The sequence below is a fragment of the Sphingobacterium siyangense genome, assembly GCF_007830445.1.
Taxonomy (GTDB): Bacteria; Bacteroidota; Bacteroidia; order Sphingobacteriales; family Sphingobacteriaceae; genus Sphingobacterium; species Sphingobacterium siyangense.
Genome location: NZ_VLKR01000031.1, coordinates 47814 through 70298, shown reverse-complemented (window position 1 = coordinate 70298; position 22485 = coordinate 47814). Strand labels below are relative to the sequence as shown.

The window sequence follows — 22485 nt, the reverse complement described above, 5'->3', positions numbered from 1 at the left end:
TTCTGAAAATGCAGTGATGATCCAGATCTGGACTTCACTCATTGGCATATTACTGTTAAAATACTTACAAAAAAAGGCCAAATATGACTGGAACCTGTCCAATCTGGTCGCATTCATCAGAATGAATATCTTCGTGAAAATAAACATCTGGCAATGGATAGATGATCCCTTTCTCAGGCCGCCTATAAAAGGAAAAAAGGGACAGCTAAAGATCTTCGCAGATTGAAAAATAGGGGTCAATATCGAAATGATGAAAAAAGCTATGCTTGTACCACAGAAATCCAATCCTAAAATTTATTTAGGACACATATGGAAATCAATAGTAAATAGTCAAAAAATGTTAAAAAGTAAAAAAAACTCCAATCAGTTGAAACATTTCTTGAACTTACTACGTTATATAGGTACTTTTCATAAATTTAGGTTAATAATTGGTTAGGAAAACTCCTGTTGCTCCCCGCTTCGGGAGTTTTTGTTTATCAACACTTTAAGGAAAATAAAAAACAAAAAATTTCATCAAGAGGACCAGTATTTGAAAACTACAGGATGAAATTTGTTTTTAGTCTACCCCGTTTTGATCTTTCAACAAAACTTCAAAAAAATCAAATTTCAGGCAGAAATTTTAATAACAAAAAAATGACAATATGTTCATGCTAAGAAAATAAGTTTTGGCATAGGTATTGCAATGTTTTAAGCATTCATAAATTTAGGTTAATAATTGGTTAGTTAAAACACTTGAAGTTCCCCGCTTCAAGTGTTTTTTTTATAGCGTTATAGCAGAAGTAAATTAGAGTTTAGCCTCTTATTGTTCGTTACCGGTTTCCACCAACTGTTTTAATGCAATTTCATATGCTCTCGATGATATATGTGTCTTTTTAGAAGAAACGGTCCTAATTTTCTTTAATGCTTCAAAAATCACACTGGAAACATCCGAAAAAATTGCGTCATCACTAATTTCGATATTACGTTGCATTAAATAAGCAAATACTCTCGCCATACCACAATTCGCAATAAAGTCTGGTATGACCGCAACATGCTGATCTGCGAACTCCATAACAGGCCCATAAAATATTTCTTGATCTGCAAATGGTACATTGGCACCTGAAGCGATCACCTCAAGCCCATGATTTACCATGTGCTGGATCTGATCTTTTGACACTAGGCGGGAGGCCGCAGCAGGCACAAAAATATCCGTTTCCAGGCTCCATATTTCTTTTTGTATCTGATCAAAGGGAATCAGATCCGGAGAACAAAGCTCATTGCCTTTTCGCTCTAAAAACAAACGGGTAATATCTTCCTCTCCAAATCCTTCCGGATTGATCAGTCCGCCGACTCGATCAATTATACCAACTATTTTTACACCAAGTTTAGACAGATAAAATGCCGCTGCGGCAGCAACATTACCCCAACCTTGAATTACCGCTCGCTTTCCAAAGCAATTTTCGTCAAAAAGTTCATAATAATGACGAATTGACTCTGACACGCCATATCCCGTGATCATATCTGCCACTTTGTACTTGCGCTTCAGATCCGGGCTGTAGGAGCTATCTTCCAATACTTTGGAAACCCCATAACGCAATTGTCCAATTTGATGAATACGATTGCTTTCATTCACCTTAAAGTGACCATTCAAAATACCTTCTTGAGGATGCCATAGTCCATATTCTTCCGTCAACGGGATTACATCATGAATTTCATCGATATTCAAATCTCCACCTGTCCCATAATAGTTTTTCAATAGCGGTGTGACAACCTTAAACCAACGTTCTAAGACTTCATTTTTCCTTGGGTCATGTGGGTCGAAATCAATTCCAGATTTTGCTCCCCCTATTGCAGGGCCCGATACCGTAAATTTGACCTCCATTGTTTTTGCCAAAGATTCTACCTCATGCCTATCCAATCCAGCCCGCATTCGGGTGCCCCCGCCAGCTGCACCTCCACGTAAAGAATTGATAACAATCCATCCTCTAGCATCAGTTTCACTATCTTTCCATTCGAAAACAATTTCCGGACTTTTATGCTCAAAAGCCCGCAATAATTCCTTCATCCCTTTCATATTTCTATAAGTTTCCTCGGCGTTCTTGTTCACGTTCTATTGCTTCAAAAAGAGCCTTAAAATTTCCTGCGCCAAAACTTTGTGCCCCCTTACGTTGGATGATTTCATAAAATAAAGTTGGTCTATCTTCTACCGGTTTTGTAAAAATTTGCAGCAAATAACCTTCTTCATCACGATCAACTAGAATACCCAGTTCTTGGATGATCCGTATCTCTTCATCAATTTTTCCAACTCGTTCGGGCAACATATCGTAATATGCTTCGGGAGGAGCACCCAAAAATTCTACTCCCCTTGCTTTAAGTTCCCGCACGGTGGCCACAATATCTTTGGTTGCTAGAGCCGCATGCTGAACACCTTCACCTTCATAAAATTCAAGGTATTCTTCTATCTGCGATTTTTTCTTTCCTTCGGCAGGCTCATTAATTGGAAACTTAACAAAGCCATTTCCATTGCTCATCACTTTACTCATCAAAGCCGAATATTCTGTATTAATTTGCTTGTCATCAAAAGATAAAATATTGACAAACCCCATCACATCCTGGTACCATTTTACAGTTTCATTCATCTTATTCCAGCCAACATTACCCACACAATGATCAACATAAAGCAGTCCAGTTTCCGTTGGATTGTAATCGCTTTCCCATTTTTCATATCCTGGCATAAATGGACCAGCATAATTGCGGCGTTCAACAAACATGTGAACTGTTTCGCCATAGGTATAAATGCCTGCTGTCCAAACTTCTCCATTTTCATCCTTCAGAAGTTGTGGTTCCTGATAGACTTTCGCTCCCCTATTTGTTGTTTCTTCAAATGATTTTCGTGCATCATCTACCCAAAGCGCCAATATTTTGACACCATCACCATGTTTTTTAACATGTTCTGTTATAGGGTGGTCAGATTTCAACGCTGTGGTAAGCACTAAACGTATTTTATTTTGTTTTAACACGTAGGATACCCGATCTCGAACGCCTGTTTCCGGTCCGGCATACGCATCCGACTGGAAACCAAAAGCTGTTTTGTAATAATGTGCGGCCTGTTTGGCATTGCCAACATAAAATTCAATATAATCTGTGCCATTAATAGGTAGAAAATCTTGCGCTTGGGCAATCTTTTCTGCAAATGTATTTGCCATAATTTATATAAAGGTTATTCTTTTATTTTTCCTAACTCATCCAAGATTTATAATAATCTGGATCTTCTATATCGAGTGCTTCTTGGGTTAACATCAGTGGTCGAAAAGGATCGATCATCACGGCCAACTCCTCGGTTTTCACTTGCCCAATGCTTTTTTCCACCCTCCCTGGATGAGGTCCATGCGGTATACCACCTGGATGTAACGTTATCTGTCCCCTTTCCACGGATTTTCGACTCATAAAATCGCCATCCACATAATATAGGACTTCATCTGAATCTACATTACTATGGTTATATGGTGCTGGAATCGAATGAGGATGGTAATCATACATACGAGGGCAAAAACTGCATAAGACAAAATTGTCTGTTTCAAAGGTCTGGTGAACGGGTGGCGGTTGATGCAATTTACCTGTTATCGGCATGAAATCATGAATCGAAAATGCCCATGGAAAATGATAGCCATCCCAACCAACAAAATCAAATGGATGGCTCCCATAAACATACGGATAAATCATCCCTTGCTTCTTGATCTTCACTTCAAAGTCACCCAGTTCATCAAAAGTTTCCAAATTTTGAGGTACCCGAATGTCCCGCTCAAAAAAGGGCGCATGTTCCATCAATTGACCAAATTCATTGCGATAACGTTTGGGCGTACGTACGGGAGAGAATGATTCAACAATAAACAGTCGATTATCTTCCTGTTCAAATTCCATTTGATAAATCGTTCCTCGGGGGATTACCAAATAATCTCCATACTTGAAGGGGATACTCCCATATCCAGTCTTGAGTTTCCCCATCCCCTGATGGATGAAGACAATCTCATCTGCCTGGCTATTTTTATAAAAATAGTCATCCATCGACCGACGGGGAGCTGCTAAGGATATATGTAAGTCCTGATTAACCAACACAGGTGTCCTGCTTTCGAGGTAGTCATCTTTTGCCTGTACCTGAAATCCCTTTAGACTGGTATGTTTAAGATGTTTGTCGCGGGCAATCCGGGGAGACACATCATAAGGCTCTCTTATTTGTTTAACGAGTGTGGGTGGATGACAATGGTACACTAAGGAATAAAGACTGGAAAAACCATGTGTGGATACTAATTCCTCGGCATAAAGCGTGTTATCGGGCTTTCTAAAAACAGTATGTCGCTGCATTGGAATTTGCCCTTGTTTAACATAAAATGGCATAATTCTACGATTTAAACGGTTATAAAATTAAATGAATATCCAAATTGCCAATAGAACTATCGGCAAGTAGTAAAAGAGAAGATTAGTATTGTGCAAAAACGATATCAGCTATGATTGCTTTATTAAAAGCAACATAGGGCATGGAGGACGCAAAGCGATGTACACCACGATTGATCATTTTTTATAGTTTATAATGCTTTAATAAAGGTAAGAATATTTTTCTATTTTCAAGAGAAGAAATATTTTTTTCAAATCTTATACAATATATTTGTGTCGAATGCTAACAACATTGAATAACCAAATAGAACACTTCATATATGAGAATTGTCACTAGCACTAAAAATGGTCAACAAGAATTGGGCATTGTTATAGACGACCGCTTTTATAGTTGCTCAGTCATCGATCAAAACCTTCCCACAACGATGTCGGACTTCCTCAAAGGTGGCGAAGAGACCATGAATCAGCTACAAATCTTTGAAACAGCTTTGCGTCAAGGAGCTATGAACAGGCCCTATCGTCTACTAGACGATATCCAACTCATCGCCCCCGTGCCAAAGCCAACATCTTTTCGTGATGCTTACGCTTTTCGACAGCATGTCGCAACCTCGAGAAGAAACCGCGGATTAGATATGATCCCTGAATTTGATGAATTTCCCGTTTTTTATTTCTCCAACCATCAGTCCATACAGGGACCTGGTCCCGTTCAATGCATGCCCTTACATTTAAATCAACTGGATTTCGAACTAGAAATTGCAATAGTCATCAACAAACCAGGAATCAATATCCCCGCTGCTCAGGCGGATGAGTATATTGCTGGCTATATGATTATGAATGATTTTAGTGCCAGAAAACTCCAAATGGAGGAAATGAAATTGAGTTTGGGCCCTGCCAAGGGCAAAGATTTTGCAACAGCAATTGGACCTTACTTGGTGACAAAGGATGAATTGGAACCTTATAAGGTTCAACCTGCAGCAGGACATATTGGCGACTGTTATGAGCTCAATATGACTTGTAAAGTAAACGGCACGCAAGTCTCAGCGGGTAATTTTGCGAGTATGCACTGGACTTTTGCAGAAATTATTGAACGTGTTTCCTATGGTGTACAAATTTCCCCTGGTGATATAATCGGTTCTGGGACAGTCGGAACAGGCTGCTTTCTTGAGCTCAATGGTACAGCACGCATAGCGGATCCTAATCATAAAGACCAATGGCTCGACCTTGGCGATGAGATTGAATTAGAAATCACGGCGCTCGGAAAACTTTCCAATTCTATTGTATTATACCATTCATAAATCTACGGATATGACCTCTTCCTTTGAAACCATCACCTTTGAATCTGTTAAAGACAAAGCTATTATAGATAATTTAATTAAGTATGCTGTTGCACCGCGGCCAATTTGCTTTGCAAGCACGATCGATAGCAATGGAAACATAAATTTAAGCCCCTTCAGCTATTTTAACCTGATGTCCCATCAGCCGCCAATCTGTGTTTTTTCTCCATTGCGACGCATGCGTGATGGTAGTACCAAACATACATTGGATAATATACAGGAGGTTAATGAAGTTGTCATCAATATTGTTAACTACGATATGGTCCAGCAACAATCACTTGCCAGTACCGAATATGGCAAGGAAATAAATGAATTTGATAAGTCGGGTTTTACGCCCATTCCCTCTATTCGAGTCGCACCACCTCGTGTAGCCGAATCCCCAGTCCAGCTGGAATGTCGGGTCAGAGAGATTATCGCATTAAGCGATGAGCCAGGAGCTGGAAATCTCGTTATCGCCGAGATCCTCTATATGCATGTCCATAAACACTTGTTGGGCAAGAACAATACCATTCAACAAAAAGATTTGGATCTGGTAGCCCGGCTCGGTGGTGATTGGTATTGTCGTGTAACCGACGAAAACTTATTTATTGTCCCGAAGCCCCTCCGTAGCCTGGGAATTGGCATAGACCAACTTCCAGAAAAAATTAGATTTTCGAATGTATTAACCGGAAATCACCTGGGGTTGCTGGCTAATGTAGAAACACGACCAACATTAAAAGACCCGCAGCAAGAAGATAAGTACTTCAACTATCTGAAGCTAAACTTTGAAGACAGCCCATCAAAGTTCACACAAAAAATTCACGAATATGCTGCCCAACTATTAGATGCGGGCAAACTTCATGAAGCCTGGCAAATTTTATTAAGGGGCTAGTATTAAAGTATCTTAGCATATAAATCTCTTTCACTTTCCTTGTGCTGCACTAAGTATATGGAAAGTGAAAACTTAAACAGACCGTTAGCTTTGTAACAACGCGCACTTAGCTAAGATCGGCAATCAGCTGATCTACGGCATCTAAACCTTGATAAAAAGCTTCCTCAAAAATCGAAATACCGCTTAAATCGGAGTGTGCAAAGTATACTTTGTCCCCAATCGATTTTGCTAGTTCAGTACGCGCTTGTGAAGTCAAAAATCCCTTGACTGGGCTAATCATACCATGCCCATGTCTAAATATTTCCATACTAATAATCTCCTTCTCTATTCCATAGTGAGCTTTTTCAAGATCAGTTAAAATAAAGCTCTTCCATTGTTGATCCGTCCAAGCAAATAACTGCTTTCGATTTTGTTTTAAATCGCCATCTCCTAAACTGTGATAATAACTAATTACAAATGGACTATTGAATTGCTTTAAGCTTTGATGCTGATCGTAAACGTATCCTAAACCATGCCCCTTATAGATGATATTCTCCCAAGAAAGAGGTACACCATCAGCAAAAGGAAAGCGACGCAAGACAATAGTGGCTACAATCCAGGGCGCATAATGAAATTCCCTAGTTATTGAAGTTCTATTCGGTAACAAATACTGATTGACGAATTGGGGACAGCAATTTATAATACGGTCTGCTTTTATAACTTTCGTAATTGCTTTAGCTACGTCATATACAGAAACTTCTACTTTCTCGGCTTTGAAGTCAATCCGAAAGGCCATATTCTTATTCAAGACTTTTCCTTTGACATATTTTTTGAGATGAGAGGCCAGCCGCCCATTTCCCTCTTGCCAAGTCAACACCAGATCCTGATAGTCGTCCCAATCGTGTTTGCGACTTGCAAAATAATGTATCCCTGCAAATGCAGAAGTACACTTTATTCCAGTACCATAGTCATCTCGGCAACAATAATTTACATATTCTAGAAGAGCTTCGGTATGATATCCCTGACTTTTCAGCCAAGATAGCATATCCTGCCCGTCAAGAACTGTTCGATCATGGGTCTGTGAAGCATTACGCATGGGAATATCAAATACATATTTACCATCGGCGCCTTTCAACTTTTTGAAATCTTGCATTTGCCGAAAGAACCGCGCAAGTTCTGCGGATTCAGCATCCGAAATCCCATAGCTGGGTACAATTCCCTCCTGCCATACATTATGAATAAACAGTCTTTCATGCGGTGCAAACGAAAGCTGTTCTTCATCAAAAATGGGTTTGCCTGTGCTAGTCCATTCTTTTATAATTCCCGATTCTTCCAAAAATTGAAGCAGTTCCCTATTGGAGGCATTGGGAATAGGAAGATAATGTGCGCCCAAAGGATAAGCACTATGTGCATTCTGACCATTCCGGGCATTTCCTCCAACCTCATCTTCTAAATCCAAAAGGATGAAATCAGAATAGCCCTTCTGTTGTAGACGGTAAGCAGCTGAAAGCCCTGCTATGCCGCCACCCACAATCAGGATGGGTACTTCTATTACTTCGGTCGAAGCGGGGAAATCCGGAAATCGAAGCCGGTGCCCCAAAATATGATTGGTTCCTGTTAGCTGCAGAAAAATATGGTTCACTTTCGTTCGACAGGCCTGTAAAAATTGAGCACCGAGTGCCAATAAAACTGTCGCTTTGAGAAATCCTCGCCTTGATTGATTAGATTTTACCCCATTCCTCATCAAAATACCGCACTAAAATTTGATTATCCAATCGATTTATTTCTACCTTTTCCGTTGTACGCATATCAGCTGGAAAATTTGTCAATTCTTCAAACTTATAATTATAATAACGAACTTTATCTACACGGCGACGTAATTGAGTAAAGCGTTGCTGCATATTCATAGAGAATAAACAAAAACCCCATTCTCCAAATGACGGTACATAAGTATGGTATGCAATATTATTCGGAAAAACCGAACCGATGGTCTCATGTATACACCAATAAGATTTGGGAGCGAAATAGGGCGAAGTTGTCTGTACCGAAACCATGGTGTTATCTGTCATTAGAGCTGCCAAAGTTTGATAGAAGCTGTTGGTGAACAATTTCCCTAAACTATAATTAGAAGGATCTGGAAAATCAATAATCATGACATCATATTTATCCTTTGCCGACTTGGCCCATATAAAAGCATCCTGATTGATGACAGTTACCCGAGGATCGTTTAGCGAACCTTGATTATACCGAACCAACAGCTCATTCGTCTTAAATAATCTTGTCATTCCTTCATCTAAATCGACCAACGTTACCTTTTTTACTTCAGGATATTTTAAGATTTCCCTTACAGCAAGCCCATCCCCTCCTCCAAAAACTAAAACATTGGAAATATCTTTAGCCATGGACATGGCTGGATGCACCAATACTTCATGATAACGATATTCATCTTTTGTGTTAAATTGTAGATTATTGTTTAGGAACAACTGATAATCACCTCTATTTTCTGTCAAGACTATACGCTGATAGGGCGTAGAATGTTTGTAAATAATATTATTCCCATATAATTGGCTTTCGGAATACTTCAACAGATCATCTGAATAAAAAAAAACTATGGATAGCAATACCAAACAAGAAACAGATTTCATCTTTATCCAAATTGGATTTTTCAATTTTTTTGAAAGGTAGAACGATAAAAATACACCAACCAAGATATTGATAATACCAAAAAATAACGATGTACCCATAACGCCAAGCTTTGGGATAAGCAGTATAGGAAATAAAACCGAAGCGATCAAAGCTCCAATGTAATCGAAGGCAAAAACATTGGAAACTAAATCTCTAAACTGTATTCTATCCTTCAAAATATTCATTAACAGCGGGATTTCCATTCCACAGAGGCAGCCTGTCAGAAACACGAAGAAATAGAGCACAAACTGAAAATGTTCGATCTGCTGGAACATCAAAAACAAAACGACAGAACTGCAACCACCAATAAGTCCGATCATCAATTCTATATCGATAAATCGATCAAATAAATTTTTGGTAATATACTTTGCCAAAAACGATCCCACCCCCATTGAAAACAGGTATGTACCAATTATAAATGAAAACTGCTTAACAGAATCTCCCAATAGGTAACTCGCCAATGCGCCAGCAACCAACTCATAGATCAGACCACAAGTAGCGATGATAAAAACTGCCAATAAAAGAAATATGGGCAGATTATTTCTCTTACCCATGTATTGCTGCAGCTATAATTATAGAGATCCCTAAAATAAATGCAGCAAAAACAATCGCCAAGGCCATATTTTTGTTCTGTACAATTTCCTGCCAGGATTTTTCCGGGGTTAAACGCTCAATAACCCAATAAGCCAACAACAATACAGCTATCCCTACAATTGAGTAGATTAATGAAGCTGCTACTCCTTTATAAAATAATTCGTAATTCATGTTTATATTGTTTTTATTTATGACCAGAACCGTCTTCATCATAGTATGATCGGTAGTAATGTCCCCTAGAACCCGTATAGGTATGATCCTCCAATGTATTTGTGCTGATTGTTGTTTTACAACTGGTCGACGAATTAACAAGGACTGTTATTACAATAAATGTGGCAACAAAAATGAACAAAACAAACCCTAAACCTCTAAATTTTAAAATACTAAAAAGATTTACGTGATTAAGTCTTATAAAAAAATCTTTATTTTTTAATTCTGAGGACCAATAGCGGTAGACCCACAGTAAAATAATCGCTCCTACCAAAAAGGAGATGAAAAGAAGGTAGCTTGTACCTCCATAGGTTAATTTATAATCCTCAGAGAGCTCAACATCAAGCGCCATATCTCGGGAAGCATTGGATAACGACGTTACAAAAACAAGATGATAGATACCAGGCTCCACACGACAAAAATCTACGGTCAATCCTCGCGCATAATTAATATCATTATCTTCATGTACAAAAGAATTTGTTTGGATCACCGCATTTGTTTTTTCATTTACCAGCTTAATCTCCAGAAAAAGAGGATAATTTTTAGCTTCAGATATACCTTCAAGTGTAGGGGGGATATAAAAGTAGAAGTTTTTTTTATAACGGGAATTTCGCGGTTTTTGATGCTTTAAAGGCGGAAAGTTAAGAAATAGCATCCGATTTTTGACTCACAAAATTTACCATTTCCTTTCCAAAATTTACCATTTTCAGGCTCTGATTCAAAGGTTTTAAGCTTAAAACTACCATTTATCCCAAAGAAAAAGCAGATATCTACCATTGATATCTGCTTTTTTATTATTGTTTCTCTATGACAATTAAAAACGGTAAGTTTTTTGTTGTTGACTTAAAACTAATTAAACATCTCTGTCTCGTTGCGCAATCATTCTTTTCAAATCTTCTATCTCAAAATGCACAAATGTTCCTTCTTCATATCTAGATGCTTTACCAGCTGTCATTCCTAAAACATTCACGGACTTTATTAACTCAAGAAATGCCTCTGGTAATTTGTTTATGGTATTAGTTATCATACTATAAAATACTTCTTTTTGATCTTTACTAAAATACAAATTATATACAGATTCTTGCGCAGAAGCCAGGTCTTTAAAGGTTTTGAACTCCTCTAACATTTCTGCGGTCAGGTAATATTTGTCTCCATGTTTTAGAATGATACCGTATAATTTTTGGATTAAGCCAACGGTCATGTGGTAGATATTAAGAAACTCATCCGTGTCATAAATAATGTTCTTTCCGTTATTTATGATATACGGATTTTCATTATTTGAGGTACTAGAATCACTTTGTTTATATAAAGGGACAATCTCCCCTTCTGATTCTGTAAATCCTTCGATAATTTTAGAGTTTCGCTCTCTTTCTCCAACATTTATTCTATTTAATACTCCAACATTTATTTTATAAATATCTAAGATATCTTTCATAAAAAAAGGTTTGCCTATTCCTAAGATCAACCAATTACAATCTACGTTAAATGTTTCAGAAATAGATAAGATGATATCATAACTCGGTTTATTTCGGTTTTTTTCAATATTGTAGATTAAAGTCGACGACACCTTTAGTTTATTAGCGAAAGAATTTGGGGTGAGTTTTAGTAATTCTATTAGTTTTACTATTCGACTATTTATGCTATAATCTGTAATTTTTTCCATGAATTATAATATATGTTTGCATTTTGTTAAAACATTTCTTTTATTTGTGTTATCATTAATGTTCACAAATATATCAAAGTTATGGAAAATAATCTTTTTAAGCTATTAATTTCCGAGATAGGACATGGAGTTATAAAGAAAGTGTCAACTCGATCAGGCGTTAGCTATCCAACTACGCTACGGTGTTTTCAAGGTAAATCTAGAAACATAAAGGTTTTAGAAGCATCTGTAGTAGTACTCAAGGAGCATCGAAAAAGAGTTAAAGATTTAAGAGATCAATTGTTACAATCAATATAACCTATGAAATTGTTTCAGGAAGATGTCTTGGTATCTGTGGATGAAGTTGTGGCTTTATGCTCTGGCATAAGCCATAAGACTATCTACGAATCAATACGTCGATACAATACTGGAAGATCAAAATCGTGGGCCAACATCCCAGATAATGAAGATCTTCGAAAGCGCTTGATAATATACAGCTCTATCCCTGCCACGACGAAGATTAAATTTAATGCTCCAAGTGTTGACGATCTTATAAAGCGTGTTGATATACTTGACAAAGAATCGAAGTATATTCAAATAGAAAGTGCTAAAAAACAGCTTTATATAGAAATAGAGTACTGTTTAACGAGTGCTATTGATAAAGGATATATAAAGTTTATGCCAAAATACAGTGCGCTTAAACAAGAGAGTAGAGAGAGAGTTGTCAAGTTAGCATGTGAACATGCATTCAAAGCTGCATGCGTAGAATTGAACGCTCGACGCTCAAAGATCAAGCTCAAAGATATTTTTGCTGTACAGAAAGATATGCCTTATAACTGGGTATATAAAAGCTATGATAAGTTCGTCGAAGCACACAAGAAGTGGAGGACACAAGGAATAAATAATATACATGGAGGTTTCGGAAAGCCTAAACCTCACCTTACTAAGGTTACTGATTACGTCAAAGCATTGATCGAAAAGTATTACAAGCATCCTAATCAGTATACTATTGACCAGATTACAGACCTTGTAAATTCCGAGATTGAGAAGAAAAAGCTAAAAACCATTGATCGATCTTCCGTATCCAGATACGTCAATAAACCTGAGAACAAAAACAGGCTTATGATGTACCGAAATTCTGAATACTTTGACAGCAAAGTTATGCCCATCGTACGCAGGAAGGATATTAAAATGGCTGGCGACCTCTATTATGCCGATGGTACACCGTTACAGATACCATGCTGGAACGAGTCCATGACAAAGGAGATCCGGCTCAATCTTTTTGCGGTGATCGATGTAAAAACGAAAAAGATCGTCGGTTTTGACCTTGCTGAATCAGAAGACAGGTATAATGTTCTTAGCGCAATAAAAATGGCTTTCGACCTGGAGCGGATTGTGCCTTTTGAATTGAAATATGATAACGCCAGTGCTACAAAAACGGAAGAATTTAAGGCATTAAAGGATATGCTAGAATTAAAGGGCTGTAGATTTACGCCAACGCAAAAGGGCAATCCTAAAGAGAAGTCGCAGGTGGAAAGGTTATTTGGTTCATTCCAGTCAAAATATCAACGGATGATCGATGGTTTTATGGGCGAAGGTATACGCTCCAGCCGTCCCAATGGTCGTATAAATGCTGATTTCGTCAATCGCTTACGCAGCAAGAACAATCTGTATACGTATGAAAGCATGGTGGTCATTGTCACCAACCTTATCCATATCTACAATCAGACGAAAACGCATCTGGCAACCTCACCAAGTGAGCAGTTTGAAAAATGTGAAAAGCTAAGGGCAAATAAAATAGACCCTTCCGATATCGCTATGCTCTTCTGGAAACATAAGACCATAAAAGCATCAAGGGGTGAAGTTTCCACGACAATCAGGCATACAACATATCATTACACTATTTGGGACAATGAGCTGAAACTTAGACTTAGCGGTCAATCTGTAAAAATGTATTATGATGAATGCGACCTTTCCACTGTACATCTTTTCTCTGAAAAAGGCGAATATCTATGCGAGTGTAGACAGGCTACAATGGTACATGAAGGACAGGCCGGACAGACAGCGGACGATGTAAAAACACTCATTAAAGTGTCCAAACATGCTGAAAGCATCAAAACAACCGTGAAAAAGCAAACGGCTAAAATAAGGGCTGTCGGTATGGAAGAGGACGGCGACGACTTCCTGAATATGCTCAGTCCATATTCGGTTCAAAAAGAAAAATACAATAATGCCGAGGGCAATATGCTCATTGAGTATGTGCTTGACAAGAAGAATATCAACAGGGATATGATAAGGGAATATAATCCTGTCAATACGGAGCGGGAGGATCATGAAAAGAACGTTAAGACCAGCAGGAACAAGCGTAGCCCTTTCTCTGCAAAGAATCACCAGATATCAGTGCTTGAAATTGACGATATATTATAAAAAAGCCCATGTTGAGACCATGGGCTATAATAATCTTGAATTATAAATAATAAACCAAAAATAATGACAAAGCTACAGGAAAAAACACAGATCAAAGAAGCAATAGAAGAATATTGCCGGATCAAAGGGATCAGCCGTAACGAATTGGCCTTGCAGATCGGCGTAAGCAGTGCTACGCTGAGCAATATGTGCAATGATAAATGGAACAGCATCGATGATAAGATGTGGAAAAAGGTATGGCATTTTGTAAGGCCTGAATCCACGCATAAGATCTTCCATACCCACAATCTGAAAACCGCCATGGGAATGGCAGAAAAAGCACGTAAACACAAATTGATGCTCGGTCTGATCGGTGATACAGGGATGGGCAAAACAGTAGCCCTCAAAGCAATTGCCCGAAATGAAAATACTTTTTATCTGTATTTCGACAATCAGAGGCCAAAACAGTTTTTCTACCAATTGGGCAAGCTATTGGGCTATGATTTCGAAGGTTCATTGTACGATATGATCGGCCGGGCATGTGACGCACTGAATGTCTTAGAGGAGCCGTTGCTGATGATTGATGAAGCCGGTAAATTAAACGATGTCATGCTGATGCATCTGCATGTGCTAAGGGACAGGACTATGCATAACTGCGCGATAATGCTGGCAGGAATGCCATATTTTAAGCTAAATCTTGAGAATAAGGCTAAAAAGCAGAAAATAGGCATATCTGAATTTTATAGACGCATCAATATCTGGCATGAACTTGAGGCCCTGAACCGTTCAGAAATTGATTTTATCTGCGAGCAGAATGGGATTCCAAAATCCGAGACAAAAGACTTTTACCAGCATAAACGTTTTGGGGATCTATCCAATGCAATATTGCTATACAACACTATTAACGAATAATACAGCGACAAAATAAACAATAATACTATGGCTAACAATATCAAAAAATCAGATAAAAGGCAAAAGGTATATGCATGGGCAAAAGCTCACATGCTTTACGTGTATAAGGAATTAACGGCGAAAGAATGTGCTGACAGAGTTGGTGTTACCGAAAAAACACTAGGATGCTGGATCAAAGCTGGAAATTGGAAAGAAGAGAAAAATCGGGCGATTAGCGATAGATCATTGCGCGAGGGCAATTATTTGGTTATTTCCAAAACTATATTGAACAAGCTTAAACTTTTCCTTGATACAGAACACCCCGAAATAAGTGCAAAAATTATCCAGCATCTGGATGATTTTGTTCTTGACTTGCTTATTAGTCGAAAAATACGGTAAATCCAACGTGCTATGCGATAATAAATTATGTAAAACTGATAAAGTAAAGTAACCATGAAAGAAATCATTCAATATAACCCGAACACCAATCGTCTGAACCAACCGGATGATCTGACCCATGCAATTATCGTACAGGTGATAACAGCTGAAAGTAGCGTCAAAGAACTGCGAATAAAATATTGTTCAACAGATAAATGGGCTATCGGTGAGCATGGAATCATCGAAAATGCCAAAACTATTCTAAACTATATGATACCGATAATAAGAAAGGATTCAAATGCTGTCTGTATCAATATTAAAGTGATGGATATCAAAAAAAACACCTGCGTCCATACATTCGGATCGTACATCCTGAAGCCCGAACATACCCAGTGCATGGCGATTTCAATCAACAATTCCATTAATCTTTTAAACTAAGGCCATGAAAAAAGAAGCACAGGAGCCCACGCACACAATCAGAACAGATACGGTCAATAAGGACGCATCTGTAAAACGTATTGAGATTGATTTTTGCAAAACAGACCATTGGTCGGAATGCTGGCCGGGCATGATGAACATTGCAGAGATGTTCCAAGCTGGTATAAACACAATGATTGCAGCTGATGCCGATGCTGTAGGAAGTCAGGAGACCATACTGAATGCGAGAACATGTGCCCCGATAGAGACAGTTATTATTTCACCGAACATTATTAAACCTGAATATTTTGTTCAGGCAAAAGAAGATAATTAAACAACTTTTAATAACCCTTTAAACACTGTTTAAAATGAAATTAGTAAGCAAACCCCAACTGGCAAAAATACACATTCTTTTAAAGCAAAATGGATGGACAGAATATAAGGAGGACGTAGTTCTGGGAATTACCAAAGGCCGATCCAAAAGTACAAAGGATCTAACTTTTGAAGAGGCGAAAGGGATGATCCGCACCCTGTCGGAACATAATCCAACGGAAAGGTTAAAATCCCTAGTATTCTCACTGGCCTATCAGGCAGGTGTTATCTATGGGGCAACAGCTGTAGACAAAAAGATCAATGCCGCAAAACTGGATATGTTCTTGCAGAAGTCTGGAACAGTAAAGAAACCGTTAAACAGTATGGCGCACTTTGAGCTCCTTAAAACAGTAAATCAGTTCAAATCCATAGTAAAGTCGGTCTGCCAGTCAAAATCCAACAGAGAGGCTGAAAAGGTGGTTTTCGGACTACTTGACGAATTGGGAATAGCTAGCCCCTCAAAGGAAAGAATTTAACCACTGAAATTTTTAATAATACAGATCAACACATGAGAGATAACAGTTTGATTGAAAAAAGGAACAGGGCGATTTACGATGATTTTGAGCACATGTTCAACCACGAGGGAAAGCGAATGGAAGTCATCTACAATGAATTGTCAAGCAAATATTTCCTTGTTCCAAAAACAGTTTCCAAAATAGTGTACGCAGAGGCTGACAGAAGAAAAAAAACACAATAATCCATCATAAAGAAGTGTATGTCATAACGGGATTGAACAATATAGTTCAATCCCGTTCTTGTTTTCTGAATCATCGAGATCTGTTGTTTTATTTTTGGACAAAGATGTAATTATGTCACTTTCAAATCAAGATATACTATTTGCTTCACTGGTAGGCAGTGAAGTTATTAAGCTAGTGCCACGCTTTGAGGCACTGGAAAACGAATTGGCAAAGCACGTTTTGCCAACGGTTCCCTTTTTACCGATCCGCAACCGACTGGATATTGATACCGGTCATCCCTCGGAGATAATCGGTGATGTATGGCTGGCAGATAGGCCAGAATCCGAATCAGAGCAGTTTTTTCCGTTATCCCTGTCCATTGATGATGGAAAAACATACTTTCTGTTGCCCTATGAGCCGATGATAACAATCAGTAGCAAAAACAATCTGGTCAAGCGCAATGTTGCTAAACAGGATCCTGAAAAGAACAATAAGTTTCAGGGAACAATTAAAGAACGCTGGAGCCGTGACGATTATCAAATACAGATTACTGGTTATTTGATGGGATCGATGTTAAAAGGAAGCGTAAAAGATTGTTTCCCGATTGTTGACTTCCAAAAGCTGGTAAAGGTGCTTACATCGGCAAACAATATCAAGGTTGAATGTCCCCTCCTTGAACAGTTGGGAATAAACTATATCGCTATCGAAGAATTTAGTTTCCCATTTACCAAGGGTGAGAATGTACAGGCCTACAATATCAAAGCGGTATCTGATTTTAGCTATGAGCTCTTAATAGAGGAAACCAATAATTAACTATTGTATATAGTATGAATAATCGAATCACTGGGGCTAATATCAACAAACTTAGACGCTATCAGAACATACTTGATATATACAATAAGTATAAATCCCCCGATGTCGCCACAACGGTTGTATGGCGTAAGTATATCTATCCAGTATATCCGATTTCCCGTACCACACTTTATACTATATTGAGCACGCCCGTTAAAAGAGAGCTTGAAAAGGCAGAAGCAAGTTGTCAGACTGAGTTACACAAAACCTTTATTGACGGGAGATAACTGGCTAATATTACAAATGGCTTAAAGATATAAAAGGGATGAATGTCCCTTTTATTTATGCGTCATTTAATAGCTATTAAAATCATGTTTAAAGCTTATTTAATAGCTGTTGAATGAAAACAATAAATTCTTAAAAAAACTTACTTTTCTATTGTTGTAAAACTTTATTTTTTATTTGCCATTCATACAAGCAGCAATGTTTTTGAAACCTCTCCTTTTAGTTCAAAAGACGTCCCTATAAATTCGCTACTGGCTTTCTTGACCTTAAACGTCTCATCAAAAGTATAGACATCACTTCCGATCTGTTTAAAATTTAATGCAAGAAAGATGGACGCTATTAATAAGACCAAAATAACCCCAAGTTTCTCAAACTTTCGCCCTACAAGGTCACTTGTGAATTTATAATCTTTATAAAAATCAAATAGACTAAAGTATGACTTCTCGTCAATATAAGAACCTTGATAGTATTCGATATCATCGTCTATAAACTCTTCTGAAATAAAACGATCTTCATCTATCGTTCGAATATAGGTCTTGACAGTAGATTCAGTATCTAAATCTTCAAACACAAAACCTTCGGCATAGATGACGCGCTGGCGATCTGTATATGTTAAATCATAATTTCCTCTCTCGAATTTACAAACGCTATCGGGGGTAACGATCACCTTTTTCTTAGAAATAGCATGTAGAACACTTGTGTAATCAACACCATCGGCTAAATAAATCGGATTTTTATTACCATTATTTAATCCTACATATTCATTGCCATAAGCCCCTGTTGTTGTAAGTCTAAGAATTTTGGTTATAATCCTATAATTCATCCGTTTAAATTGAATGGATTCATTCAATTTAGCCCATTGCAAGATTTTGGGAACTTCAAACTTTTTGACAAACGTCAGCGTCGCCAGTGTTGTTCCTTTAAAATAACTATGGCAGTTGACACATACAAAACCAGAGAAATCAGATACATCCACAATAAATTTATGAACATGGCCACAGTCAGCACAAACAACTTCCATATACTATCTATCTACGACTGTTTCGTTAATAACAATGGCATTAAAATAGTCCTTGAAAAGACTGCCTAATCGAAAGACTTTATCACTATTATCTTTCAGATAGTTGCACAAATAAATATCCAATGTGAGTTGTCCAAACTCAGGCCACGTATGGATACATATATGTGATTCCATTAAGCAAATTGCAGCTGTAAATCCTCCCCCCTGAAAAGTATGCGTCGAAGTGCCAACAATGTTTAAATGATTGACCTTAATCTGATCTTTCGTAAACTCCAAAAATGGATCCAAACTAGTTAATAACAATACGTCCTCAACTTGCAAAGTCAAAAGCAAGTGTCTCCCTGGAGTATACTTATCATTCATCAAAAATAATGCGGTTAATTTTGTTTCCGCAAATATAGAAAGTTTTACATGATTTACGATAATAATCCACGATCATCTAACCTAGTGGTTATTTAAATCTTCCTCCTTAGCAACACGTAACCCATCATCAATCAGTTTTTTCAAATTTGGATATCGGATAATAAATTCCAAGAGCCTCTGTTCGGCCTGAGTAGTTAATTCCCCTCCATCATTAGTCCGGGCAATTTCAAATAATTCAACCAAACCTAACCAATGATCTGCATTTTCCGGTCCCAATTGACTGAAAATCTCCAGCCATACTTTCTGATCAAAACCGTTGTCCCGCAAATTCCGTATCGCAGCATGACAATTCACTAGTTTTACATCTTCCGTCTCGGTAGATATTGTAGATAGATCCTGATCCAAATGCTCTTCCAGCGCATCATAGGCATCTTTATCTGCAGCGCCTGCAAATACAGATACTATTTCCGCTCCGACAGCCATATCGTATGTTCCCCATTCAGGTTTAAAATATACCTCTTCCCTATCGCTACGATATACCTCACATCCTATAAATGAAATCAAAACAATCTTGCCAAATTGACGTACAATCTTTTGAACAATTCCCGATACAATAATCCCTGAAGCAAAGTTTAACGAACACTGCTGCCCTTCCACTATACCATATTGAATCAATGTTGCTTCATCAAAATCGGCTAAGTTATGATCTGCACCACGCAAGTGTCCTACTGGAGAGCCAAACCCTTCGCTATGATAAATTATACCGTGCCCTTCAAGCTGTTTACCTGCTACAGCCAAAGCTGTAGGTCCTTGTGTTTGAATATAAGAAAGATTTTTATCCGCGTTGGCCAACTTAAAAACGCCCGACACCTGCAAACCGGAACTATATTCCACAGTGCAAACAGCTTTACAGTCTATTGCCTTGTCAAGGCTCTGTTTGCCCCCTACGCGAAAAGCCATGGTATCAGCAAATTTATCCAATACGAGCTTTAGGTGTTCAAAATCCGGTGTAACAAATAGCTGTGGTTGTGGTTTGGTAATATCATAAGGATATTCGATTGCATTTAAACCATACGCCAACTTGGGCACATCCTCCTGCATACAGCTTGCGCTTTCTCCAATGGAAGACAGTAAACCAGCTCCATAAATTTTGGGGTTATGAAGATCTCCAATAAGTCCATATTCCACAGTCCACCAATGTAACCTGCTCAACAATGCCATCTCCGAAGGCTCGCCCATATTATCTTGAATGATCTGCAAATTTTTCTCTGCTTCCGCCAACTCAGCCGCCGTTGTTGTAGCGTGTTCTTTTAAAATAGATAGGTGGCGAATAGCTTCGTAGAGTTCAAAATCTTTGCCCGAAGAAAGTGCTTTCGTACCAACCTCCCCAAAGTACTGCAAATATGTAGCATAATCTGGCTCACCGATTATAGGCGCATGTCCTGAAGATTCGTGAATAATATCTGGTGCCGGTGTATATTCGATATGTTCCAATTGACGTATGTCTGCAGCAATAACTAGTACGCGGTGCGCCTGAAATTCCATAAAAGCAGCCGGCGGAATAAATCCATCCACAGTCACAGCCCCCCAACCAATTAATTTTAGACTATCGTTCATGTCCTGTAGGTTCGGGATGGTCGCGATGGATAATCCTGCTTTCTTCAATCCCGGAATATAAGGGTAATAGGCTACATCTTTCAAAAAAGAATAATTCTGACGCATGACATAACGCCACAATGCTTGATCCAGCGCGGTGTAACGTTCATATCGTTGGGCTACTACATAGCGTTTCAAATGTTTGGGCAACCGCTCCAAAACAATGTTATTATATGTTTCCATCTATAATTGGTATGAAAATAAAGTATGAGACTCCTATATGAAGGTAGAAATTATTTGTGGTTTAAGAAAGAACCACGATGTTATTTTACTACTTTTAGCAAAATATTAAAAAAGTATACCCTCACAAACCTTACTAGATAACTCTAAAATAAGCCCTTTTACCTAATTTAATTTTAAAACACGTATTCAAATCAAGCATCAGATCCGGATTCAGCTGTTTTATTGAATCGATCTGCACTGCACCGCCTATAATCAATCTTCGCATCGCCGACTTTGTTGCCCCCTTTAGGAAATGACATAGATCGACCAGTTTAATCTGTTCACCAAACTGTTCGCGCAATACTTGACCCGACACCTCCTCAAAAGCCTTTTCTTCCAATTTCTTGCTCTGAAATTGCTTAACAAAAAAATCAACCGCACTGGTCGCAAACTCTTCGCCATGGTATTGAGCAACTAGATTACGTGCAATAAGTTTCTTAATTTCCATTGGATTTTCGCCCATTTCAATACGGGTCTTCATGCCAAGTTTGGTTTCCTGATTGAAATCAGTTGTCAAGTCAATATATTCTGGAATTAAATGATCAGGAATAGACATGGTTTTACCAAACATTTCATTCGGTTCATCCAAAAGACCGATCGTATTGTTTAATGATTTGCTCATTTTTTCCTTTCCGTCCAGCCCGCGCAACAAGGGCATACACAGTACTATTTGTGGATCCTGTCCAAAAGATTCCTGTAGCTGCCGGCCCATCGCGCAATTGAACAGTTGGTCCGTTCCCCCCATTTCGATATCACTATTGACATGTACGGAGTCAAAGCCCTGCAATATCGGGTAAAGCAATTCATGCATGGCTATTGATTGGTTTTCGTTAAAACGCTTATTAAAATCATGCCGTTGCATCAATTGAGCGACAGTGACTTTCGATACCAGCTGGATAATTTCTGTAAAATTTAGTTGATCCAACCAGTCTCCATTAAAAACAACTTTCGCTTTTGATACATCAATAATTTTAGACAGTTGCGCAATGTAAGTTGCCGCATTGTGCGCTATCGCATCCTGGCATAAAGGTTTACGGGCTTTATTTTTTCCTGTAGGATCGCCGATCCGAGCTGTAAAACTACCAACGAGGATCACGACTTCGTGGCCCAGCTGCTGAAACTGGCGTAGTTTCTTTAACACTACAGCGTGCCCTAAATGAAGATCCGGTGCTGTTGGATCAAAACCAAGTTTTATAATCAATGGTCGGTTCCTTTCTTCGGCCTCCTTCAACTTCGATGCAAGCCCCTCCTTCGGTAAAATAATTTCGATATTTTCTTCTAACTCTTTTAACATGGTGTTATATAAAATAAAAAAAGCC

23 protein-coding genes and 1 pseudogene are annotated in these 22485 nt (G+C 38.3%); 12 read left to right on the top strand and 12 right to left on the bottom strand.

Annotated elements, in window-relative coordinates; translation table 11 throughout:
• Positions 1-226: pseudogene (locus tag IQ31_RS21785) on the top strand (hypothetical protein); the annotation flags it as partial.
• Positions 227-799: 573 nt separating this feature from the next.
• On the opposite strand, the gene IQ31_RS21780 reads toward IQ31_RS21785, so the two are convergent.
• From IQ31_RS21780 to IQ31_RS21770, 3 genes are read right to left on the bottom strand one after another with little or no spacing between them, the layout of a single operon-like run.
• The gene (locus IQ31_RS21780; protein ID WP_244294554.1) at positions 800-2086 is read right to left on the bottom strand and encodes a Glu/Leu/Phe/Val dehydrogenase dimerization domain-containing protein; all 1287 of its coding nucleotides are present in this window, start codon (positions 2084-2086) and stop codon (positions 800-802) included.
• A complete protein-coding gene (gene hppD / locus IQ31_RS21775) occupies positions 2058-3185 on the bottom strand; it encodes a 4-hydroxyphenylpyruvate dioxygenase (RefSeq protein ID WP_088160885.1) in 1128 nt (375 codons plus the stop codon). The genes IQ31_RS21780 and hppD overlap by 29 nt, the downstream gene beginning before the upstream one ends.
• A 31-nt stretch (positions 3186-3216) precedes the next feature.
• Positions 3217-4374 carry a homogentisate 1,2-dioxygenase gene (locus IQ31_RS21770; protein WP_145330045.1) on the bottom strand — a complete coding sequence of 386 codons (1158 nt, stop codon included), beginning with the start codon at positions 4372-4374 and terminating at the stop codon, positions 3217-3219.
• Between the two features lie 317 nt (positions 4375-4691).
• Here IQ31_RS21770 and IQ31_RS21765 point away from each other — a divergent pair, with 317 nt between their 5' ends.
• Positions 4692-5666 (top strand): fumarylacetoacetate hydrolase family protein, encoded by a 975-nt coding sequence (locus IQ31_RS21765; protein WP_145330043.1) that lies wholly within the window; start codon positions 4692-4694, stop codon positions 5664-5666.
• Between the two features lie 10 nt (positions 5667-5676).
• Positions 5677-6576, top strand: coding sequence for a flavin reductase family protein (locus IQ31_RS21760; RefSeq protein ID WP_145330041.1), 900 nt, complete (start codon positions 5677-5679; stop codon positions 6574-6576).
• 106 nt (positions 6577-6682) lie between these two features.
• Here IQ31_RS21760 and IQ31_RS21755 read toward each other — a convergent pair whose 3' ends face one another.
• The 5 genes from IQ31_RS21755 to IQ31_RS21735 form a co-directional block, all read right to left on the bottom strand.
• Positions 6683-8299, bottom strand: coding sequence for an FAD-dependent oxidoreductase (locus IQ31_RS21755; protein WP_145330039.1), 1617 nt, complete (start codon positions 8297-8299; stop codon positions 6683-6685).
• Positions 8277-9794, bottom strand: coding sequence for a polyamine aminopropyltransferase (locus IQ31_RS21750; RefSeq protein ID WP_088160881.1), 1518 nt, complete (start codon positions 9792-9794; stop codon positions 8277-8279). Before IQ31_RS21750 ends, IQ31_RS21755 begins: the two co-directional genes overlap by 23 nt.
• Positions 9787-10005: a DUF350 domain-containing protein gene (locus IQ31_RS21745; RefSeq protein WP_088163497.1), complete on the bottom strand. Its 219-nt coding sequence runs from the start codon at positions 10003-10005 to the stop codon at positions 9787-9789. The genes IQ31_RS21750 and IQ31_RS21745 overlap by 8 nt, the downstream gene beginning before the upstream one ends.
• A gap of 13 nt (positions 10006-10018) precedes the next feature.
• The gene (locus IQ31_RS21740; protein WP_145330037.1) at positions 10019-10699 is read right to left on the bottom strand and encodes a hypothetical protein; all 681 of its coding nucleotides are present in this window, start codon (positions 10697-10699) and stop codon (positions 10019-10021) included.
• Between the two features lie 198 nt (positions 10700-10897).
• On the bottom strand, positions 10898-11707 hold the full coding sequence (locus IQ31_RS21735) for a helix-turn-helix domain-containing protein (RefSeq protein ID WP_145330035.1): 810 nt from the start codon (positions 11705-11707) through the stop codon (positions 10898-10900).
• A 300-nt stretch (positions 11708-12007) separates the two neighbouring features.
• Between IQ31_RS21735 and IQ31_RS21730 the strand changes: the two genes are divergently transcribed.
• The 9 genes from IQ31_RS21730 (at position 12008) to IQ31_RS21690 (ending at position 17906) form a co-directional block, all read left to right on the top strand.
• Positions 12008-14113 carry a Mu transposase C-terminal domain-containing protein gene (locus IQ31_RS21730; RefSeq protein ID WP_145330033.1) on the top strand — a complete coding sequence of 702 codons (2106 nt, stop codon included), beginning with the start codon at positions 12008-12010 and terminating at the stop codon, positions 14111-14113.
• Positions 14114-14176: 63 nt separating this feature from the next.
• Positions 14177-15004, top strand: a complete 828-nt coding sequence (locus IQ31_RS21725; RefSeq protein ID WP_145330031.1) for an AAA family ATPase — start codon at positions 14177-14179, stop codon at positions 15002-15004.
• Between the two features lie 27 nt (positions 15005-15031).
• Positions 15032-15382 (top strand): hypothetical protein, encoded by a 351-nt coding sequence (locus tag IQ31_RS21720; RefSeq protein WP_145330029.1) that lies wholly within the window; start codon positions 15032-15034, stop codon positions 15380-15382.
• Between the two features lie 54 nt (positions 15383-15436).
• On the top strand, positions 15437-15799 hold the full coding sequence (locus IQ31_RS21715; RefSeq protein WP_145330027.1) for a hypothetical protein: 363 nt from the start codon (positions 15437-15439) through the stop codon (positions 15797-15799).
• A 4-nt stretch (positions 15800-15803) separates the two neighbouring features.
• The gene (locus tag IQ31_RS21710) at positions 15804-16112 is read left to right on the top strand and encodes a hypothetical protein (protein WP_145330025.1); all 309 of its coding nucleotides are present in this window, start codon (positions 15804-15806) and stop codon (positions 16110-16112) included.
• 34 nt (positions 16113-16146) lie between these two features.
• Positions 16147-16626 (top strand): hypothetical protein, encoded by a 480-nt coding sequence (locus IQ31_RS21705; RefSeq protein WP_145330023.1) that lies wholly within the window; start codon positions 16147-16149, stop codon positions 16624-16626.
• 32 nt (positions 16627-16658) lie between these two features.
• A complete protein-coding gene (locus tag IQ31_RS21700) occupies positions 16659-16847 on the top strand; it encodes a hypothetical protein (RefSeq protein WP_145330021.1) in 189 nt (62 codons plus the stop codon).
• Between the two features lie 112 nt (positions 16848-16959).
• On the top strand, positions 16960-17640 hold the full coding sequence (locus IQ31_RS21695; protein WP_145330019.1) for a DUF6046 domain-containing protein: 681 nt from the start codon (positions 16960-16962) through the stop codon (positions 17638-17640).
• Between the two features lie 14 nt (positions 17641-17654).
• Positions 17655-17906: a hypothetical protein gene (locus tag IQ31_RS21690; protein ID WP_145330017.1), complete on the top strand. Its 252-nt coding sequence runs from the start codon at positions 17655-17657 to the stop codon at positions 17904-17906.
• A 182-nt stretch (positions 17907-18088) separates the two neighbouring features.
• On the opposite strand, the gene IQ31_RS21685 is transcribed toward IQ31_RS21690, so the two are convergent.
• The 4 genes from IQ31_RS21685 to tyrS form a co-directional block, all read right to left on the bottom strand.
• Positions 18089-18925 carry a hypothetical protein gene (locus tag IQ31_RS21685; RefSeq protein WP_145330015.1) on the bottom strand — a complete coding sequence of 279 codons (837 nt, stop codon included), beginning with the start codon at positions 18923-18925 and terminating at the stop codon, positions 18089-18091.
• Positions 18926-18928: 3 nt separating this feature from the next.
• Positions 18929-19288 (bottom strand): S-adenosylmethionine decarboxylase family protein, encoded by a 360-nt coding sequence (locus tag IQ31_RS21680; protein WP_088160879.1) that lies wholly within the window; start codon positions 19286-19288, stop codon positions 18929-18931.
• Positions 19289-19369: 81 nt separating this feature from the next.
• Complete coding sequence (locus IQ31_RS21675) at positions 19370-21127, bottom strand: aromatic amino acid hydroxylase (RefSeq protein WP_145330013.1); 1758 nt, start codon at positions 21125-21127, stop codon at positions 19370-19372.
• 133 nt (positions 21128-21260) lie between these two features.
• Entirely contained in the window at positions 21261-22460 is a 1200-nt protein-coding gene (gene tyrS / locus IQ31_RS21670; RefSeq protein WP_145330011.1) for a tyrosine--tRNA ligase, read from the bottom strand.
• Between the last annotated feature and the right edge of the window lie 25 nt (positions 22461-22485).

What these genes read in the sequence shown, in the direction of transcription:
- IQ31_RS21765 (WP_145330043.1), top strand. Translation starts at nt 4,692, where the DNA reads ATGAGAATTGTCACTAGCACTAAAAATGGTCAACAAGAATTGGGCATT.
- IQ31_RS21705 (WP_145330023.1), top strand. Translation starts at nt 16,147, where the DNA reads ATGAAATTAGTAAGCAAACCCCAACTGGCAAAAATACACATTCTTTTA.
- IQ31_RS21730 (WP_145330033.1), top strand. Translation starts at nt 12,008, where the DNA reads ATGAAATTGTTTCAGGAAGATGTCTTGGTATCTGTGGATGAAGTTGTG.
- IQ31_RS21745 (WP_088163497.1), bottom strand. Translation starts at nt 10,005, where the DNA reads ATGAATTACGAATTATTTTATAAAGGAGTAGCAGCTTCATTAATCTAC.
- tyrS (WP_145330011.1), bottom strand. Translation starts at nt 22,460, where the DNA reads ATGTTAAAAGAGTTAGAAGAAAATATCGAAATTATTTTACCGAAGGAG.
- IQ31_RS21690 (WP_145330017.1), top strand. Translation starts at nt 17,655, where the DNA reads ATGAATAATCGAATCACTGGGGCTAATATCAACAAACTTAGACGCTAT.
- IQ31_RS21685 (WP_145330015.1), bottom strand. Translation starts at nt 18,925, where the DNA reads ATGGAAGTTGTTTGTGCTGACTGTGGCCATGTTCATAAATTTATTGTG.
- IQ31_RS21695 (WP_145330019.1), top strand. Translation starts at nt 16,960, where the DNA reads ATGTCACTTTCAAATCAAGATATACTATTTGCTTCACTGGTAGGCAGT.
- IQ31_RS21735 (WP_145330035.1), bottom strand. Translation starts at nt 11,707, where the DNA reads ATGGAAAAAATTACAGATTATAGCATAAATAGTCGAATAGTAAAACTA.
- IQ31_RS21675 (WP_145330013.1), bottom strand. Translation starts at nt 21,127, where the DNA reads ATGGAAACATATAATAACATTGTTTTGGAGCGGTTGCCCAAACATTTG.
- IQ31_RS21770 (WP_145330045.1), bottom strand. Translation starts at nt 4,374, where the DNA reads ATGCCATTTTATGTTAAACAAGGGCAAATTCCAATGCAGCGACATACT.
- IQ31_RS21750 (WP_088160881.1), bottom strand. Translation starts at nt 9,794, where the DNA reads ATGGGTAAGAGAAATAATCTGCCCATATTTCTTTTATTGGCAGTTTTT.
- IQ31_RS21760 (WP_145330041.1), top strand. Translation starts at nt 5,677, where the DNA reads ATGACCTCTTCCTTTGAAACCATCACCTTTGAATCTGTTAAAGACAAA.
- IQ31_RS21710 (WP_145330025.1), top strand. Translation starts at nt 15,804, where the DNA reads ATGAAAAAAGAAGCACAGGAGCCCACGCACACAATCAGAACAGATACG.
- IQ31_RS21720 (WP_145330029.1), top strand. Translation starts at nt 15,032, where the DNA reads ATGGCTAACAATATCAAAAAATCAGATAAAAGGCAAAAGGTATATGCA.
- IQ31_RS21715 (WP_145330027.1), top strand. Translation starts at nt 15,437, where the DNA reads ATGAAAGAAATCATTCAATATAACCCGAACACCAATCGTCTGAACCAA.
- hppD (WP_088160885.1), bottom strand. Translation starts at nt 3,185, where the DNA reads ATGGCAAATACATTTGCAGAAAAGATTGCCCAAGCGCAAGATTTTCTA.
- IQ31_RS21740 (WP_145330037.1), bottom strand. Translation starts at nt 10,699, where the DNA reads ATGCTATTTCTTAACTTTCCGCCTTTAAAGCATCAAAAACCGCGAAAT.
- IQ31_RS21680 (WP_088160879.1), bottom strand. Translation starts at nt 19,288, where the DNA reads ATGAATGATAAGTATACTCCAGGGAGACACTTGCTTTTGACTTTGCAA.
- IQ31_RS21755 (WP_145330039.1), bottom strand. Translation starts at nt 8,299, where the DNA reads ATGAGGAATGGGGTAAAATCTAATCAATCAAGGCGAGGATTTCTCAAA.
- IQ31_RS21725 (WP_145330031.1), top strand. Translation starts at nt 14,177, where the DNA reads ATGACAAAGCTACAGGAAAAAACACAGATCAAAGAAGCAATAGAAGAA.
- IQ31_RS21700 (WP_145330021.1), top strand. Translation starts at nt 16,659, where the DNA reads ATGAGAGATAACAGTTTGATTGAAAAAAGGAACAGGGCGATTTACGAT.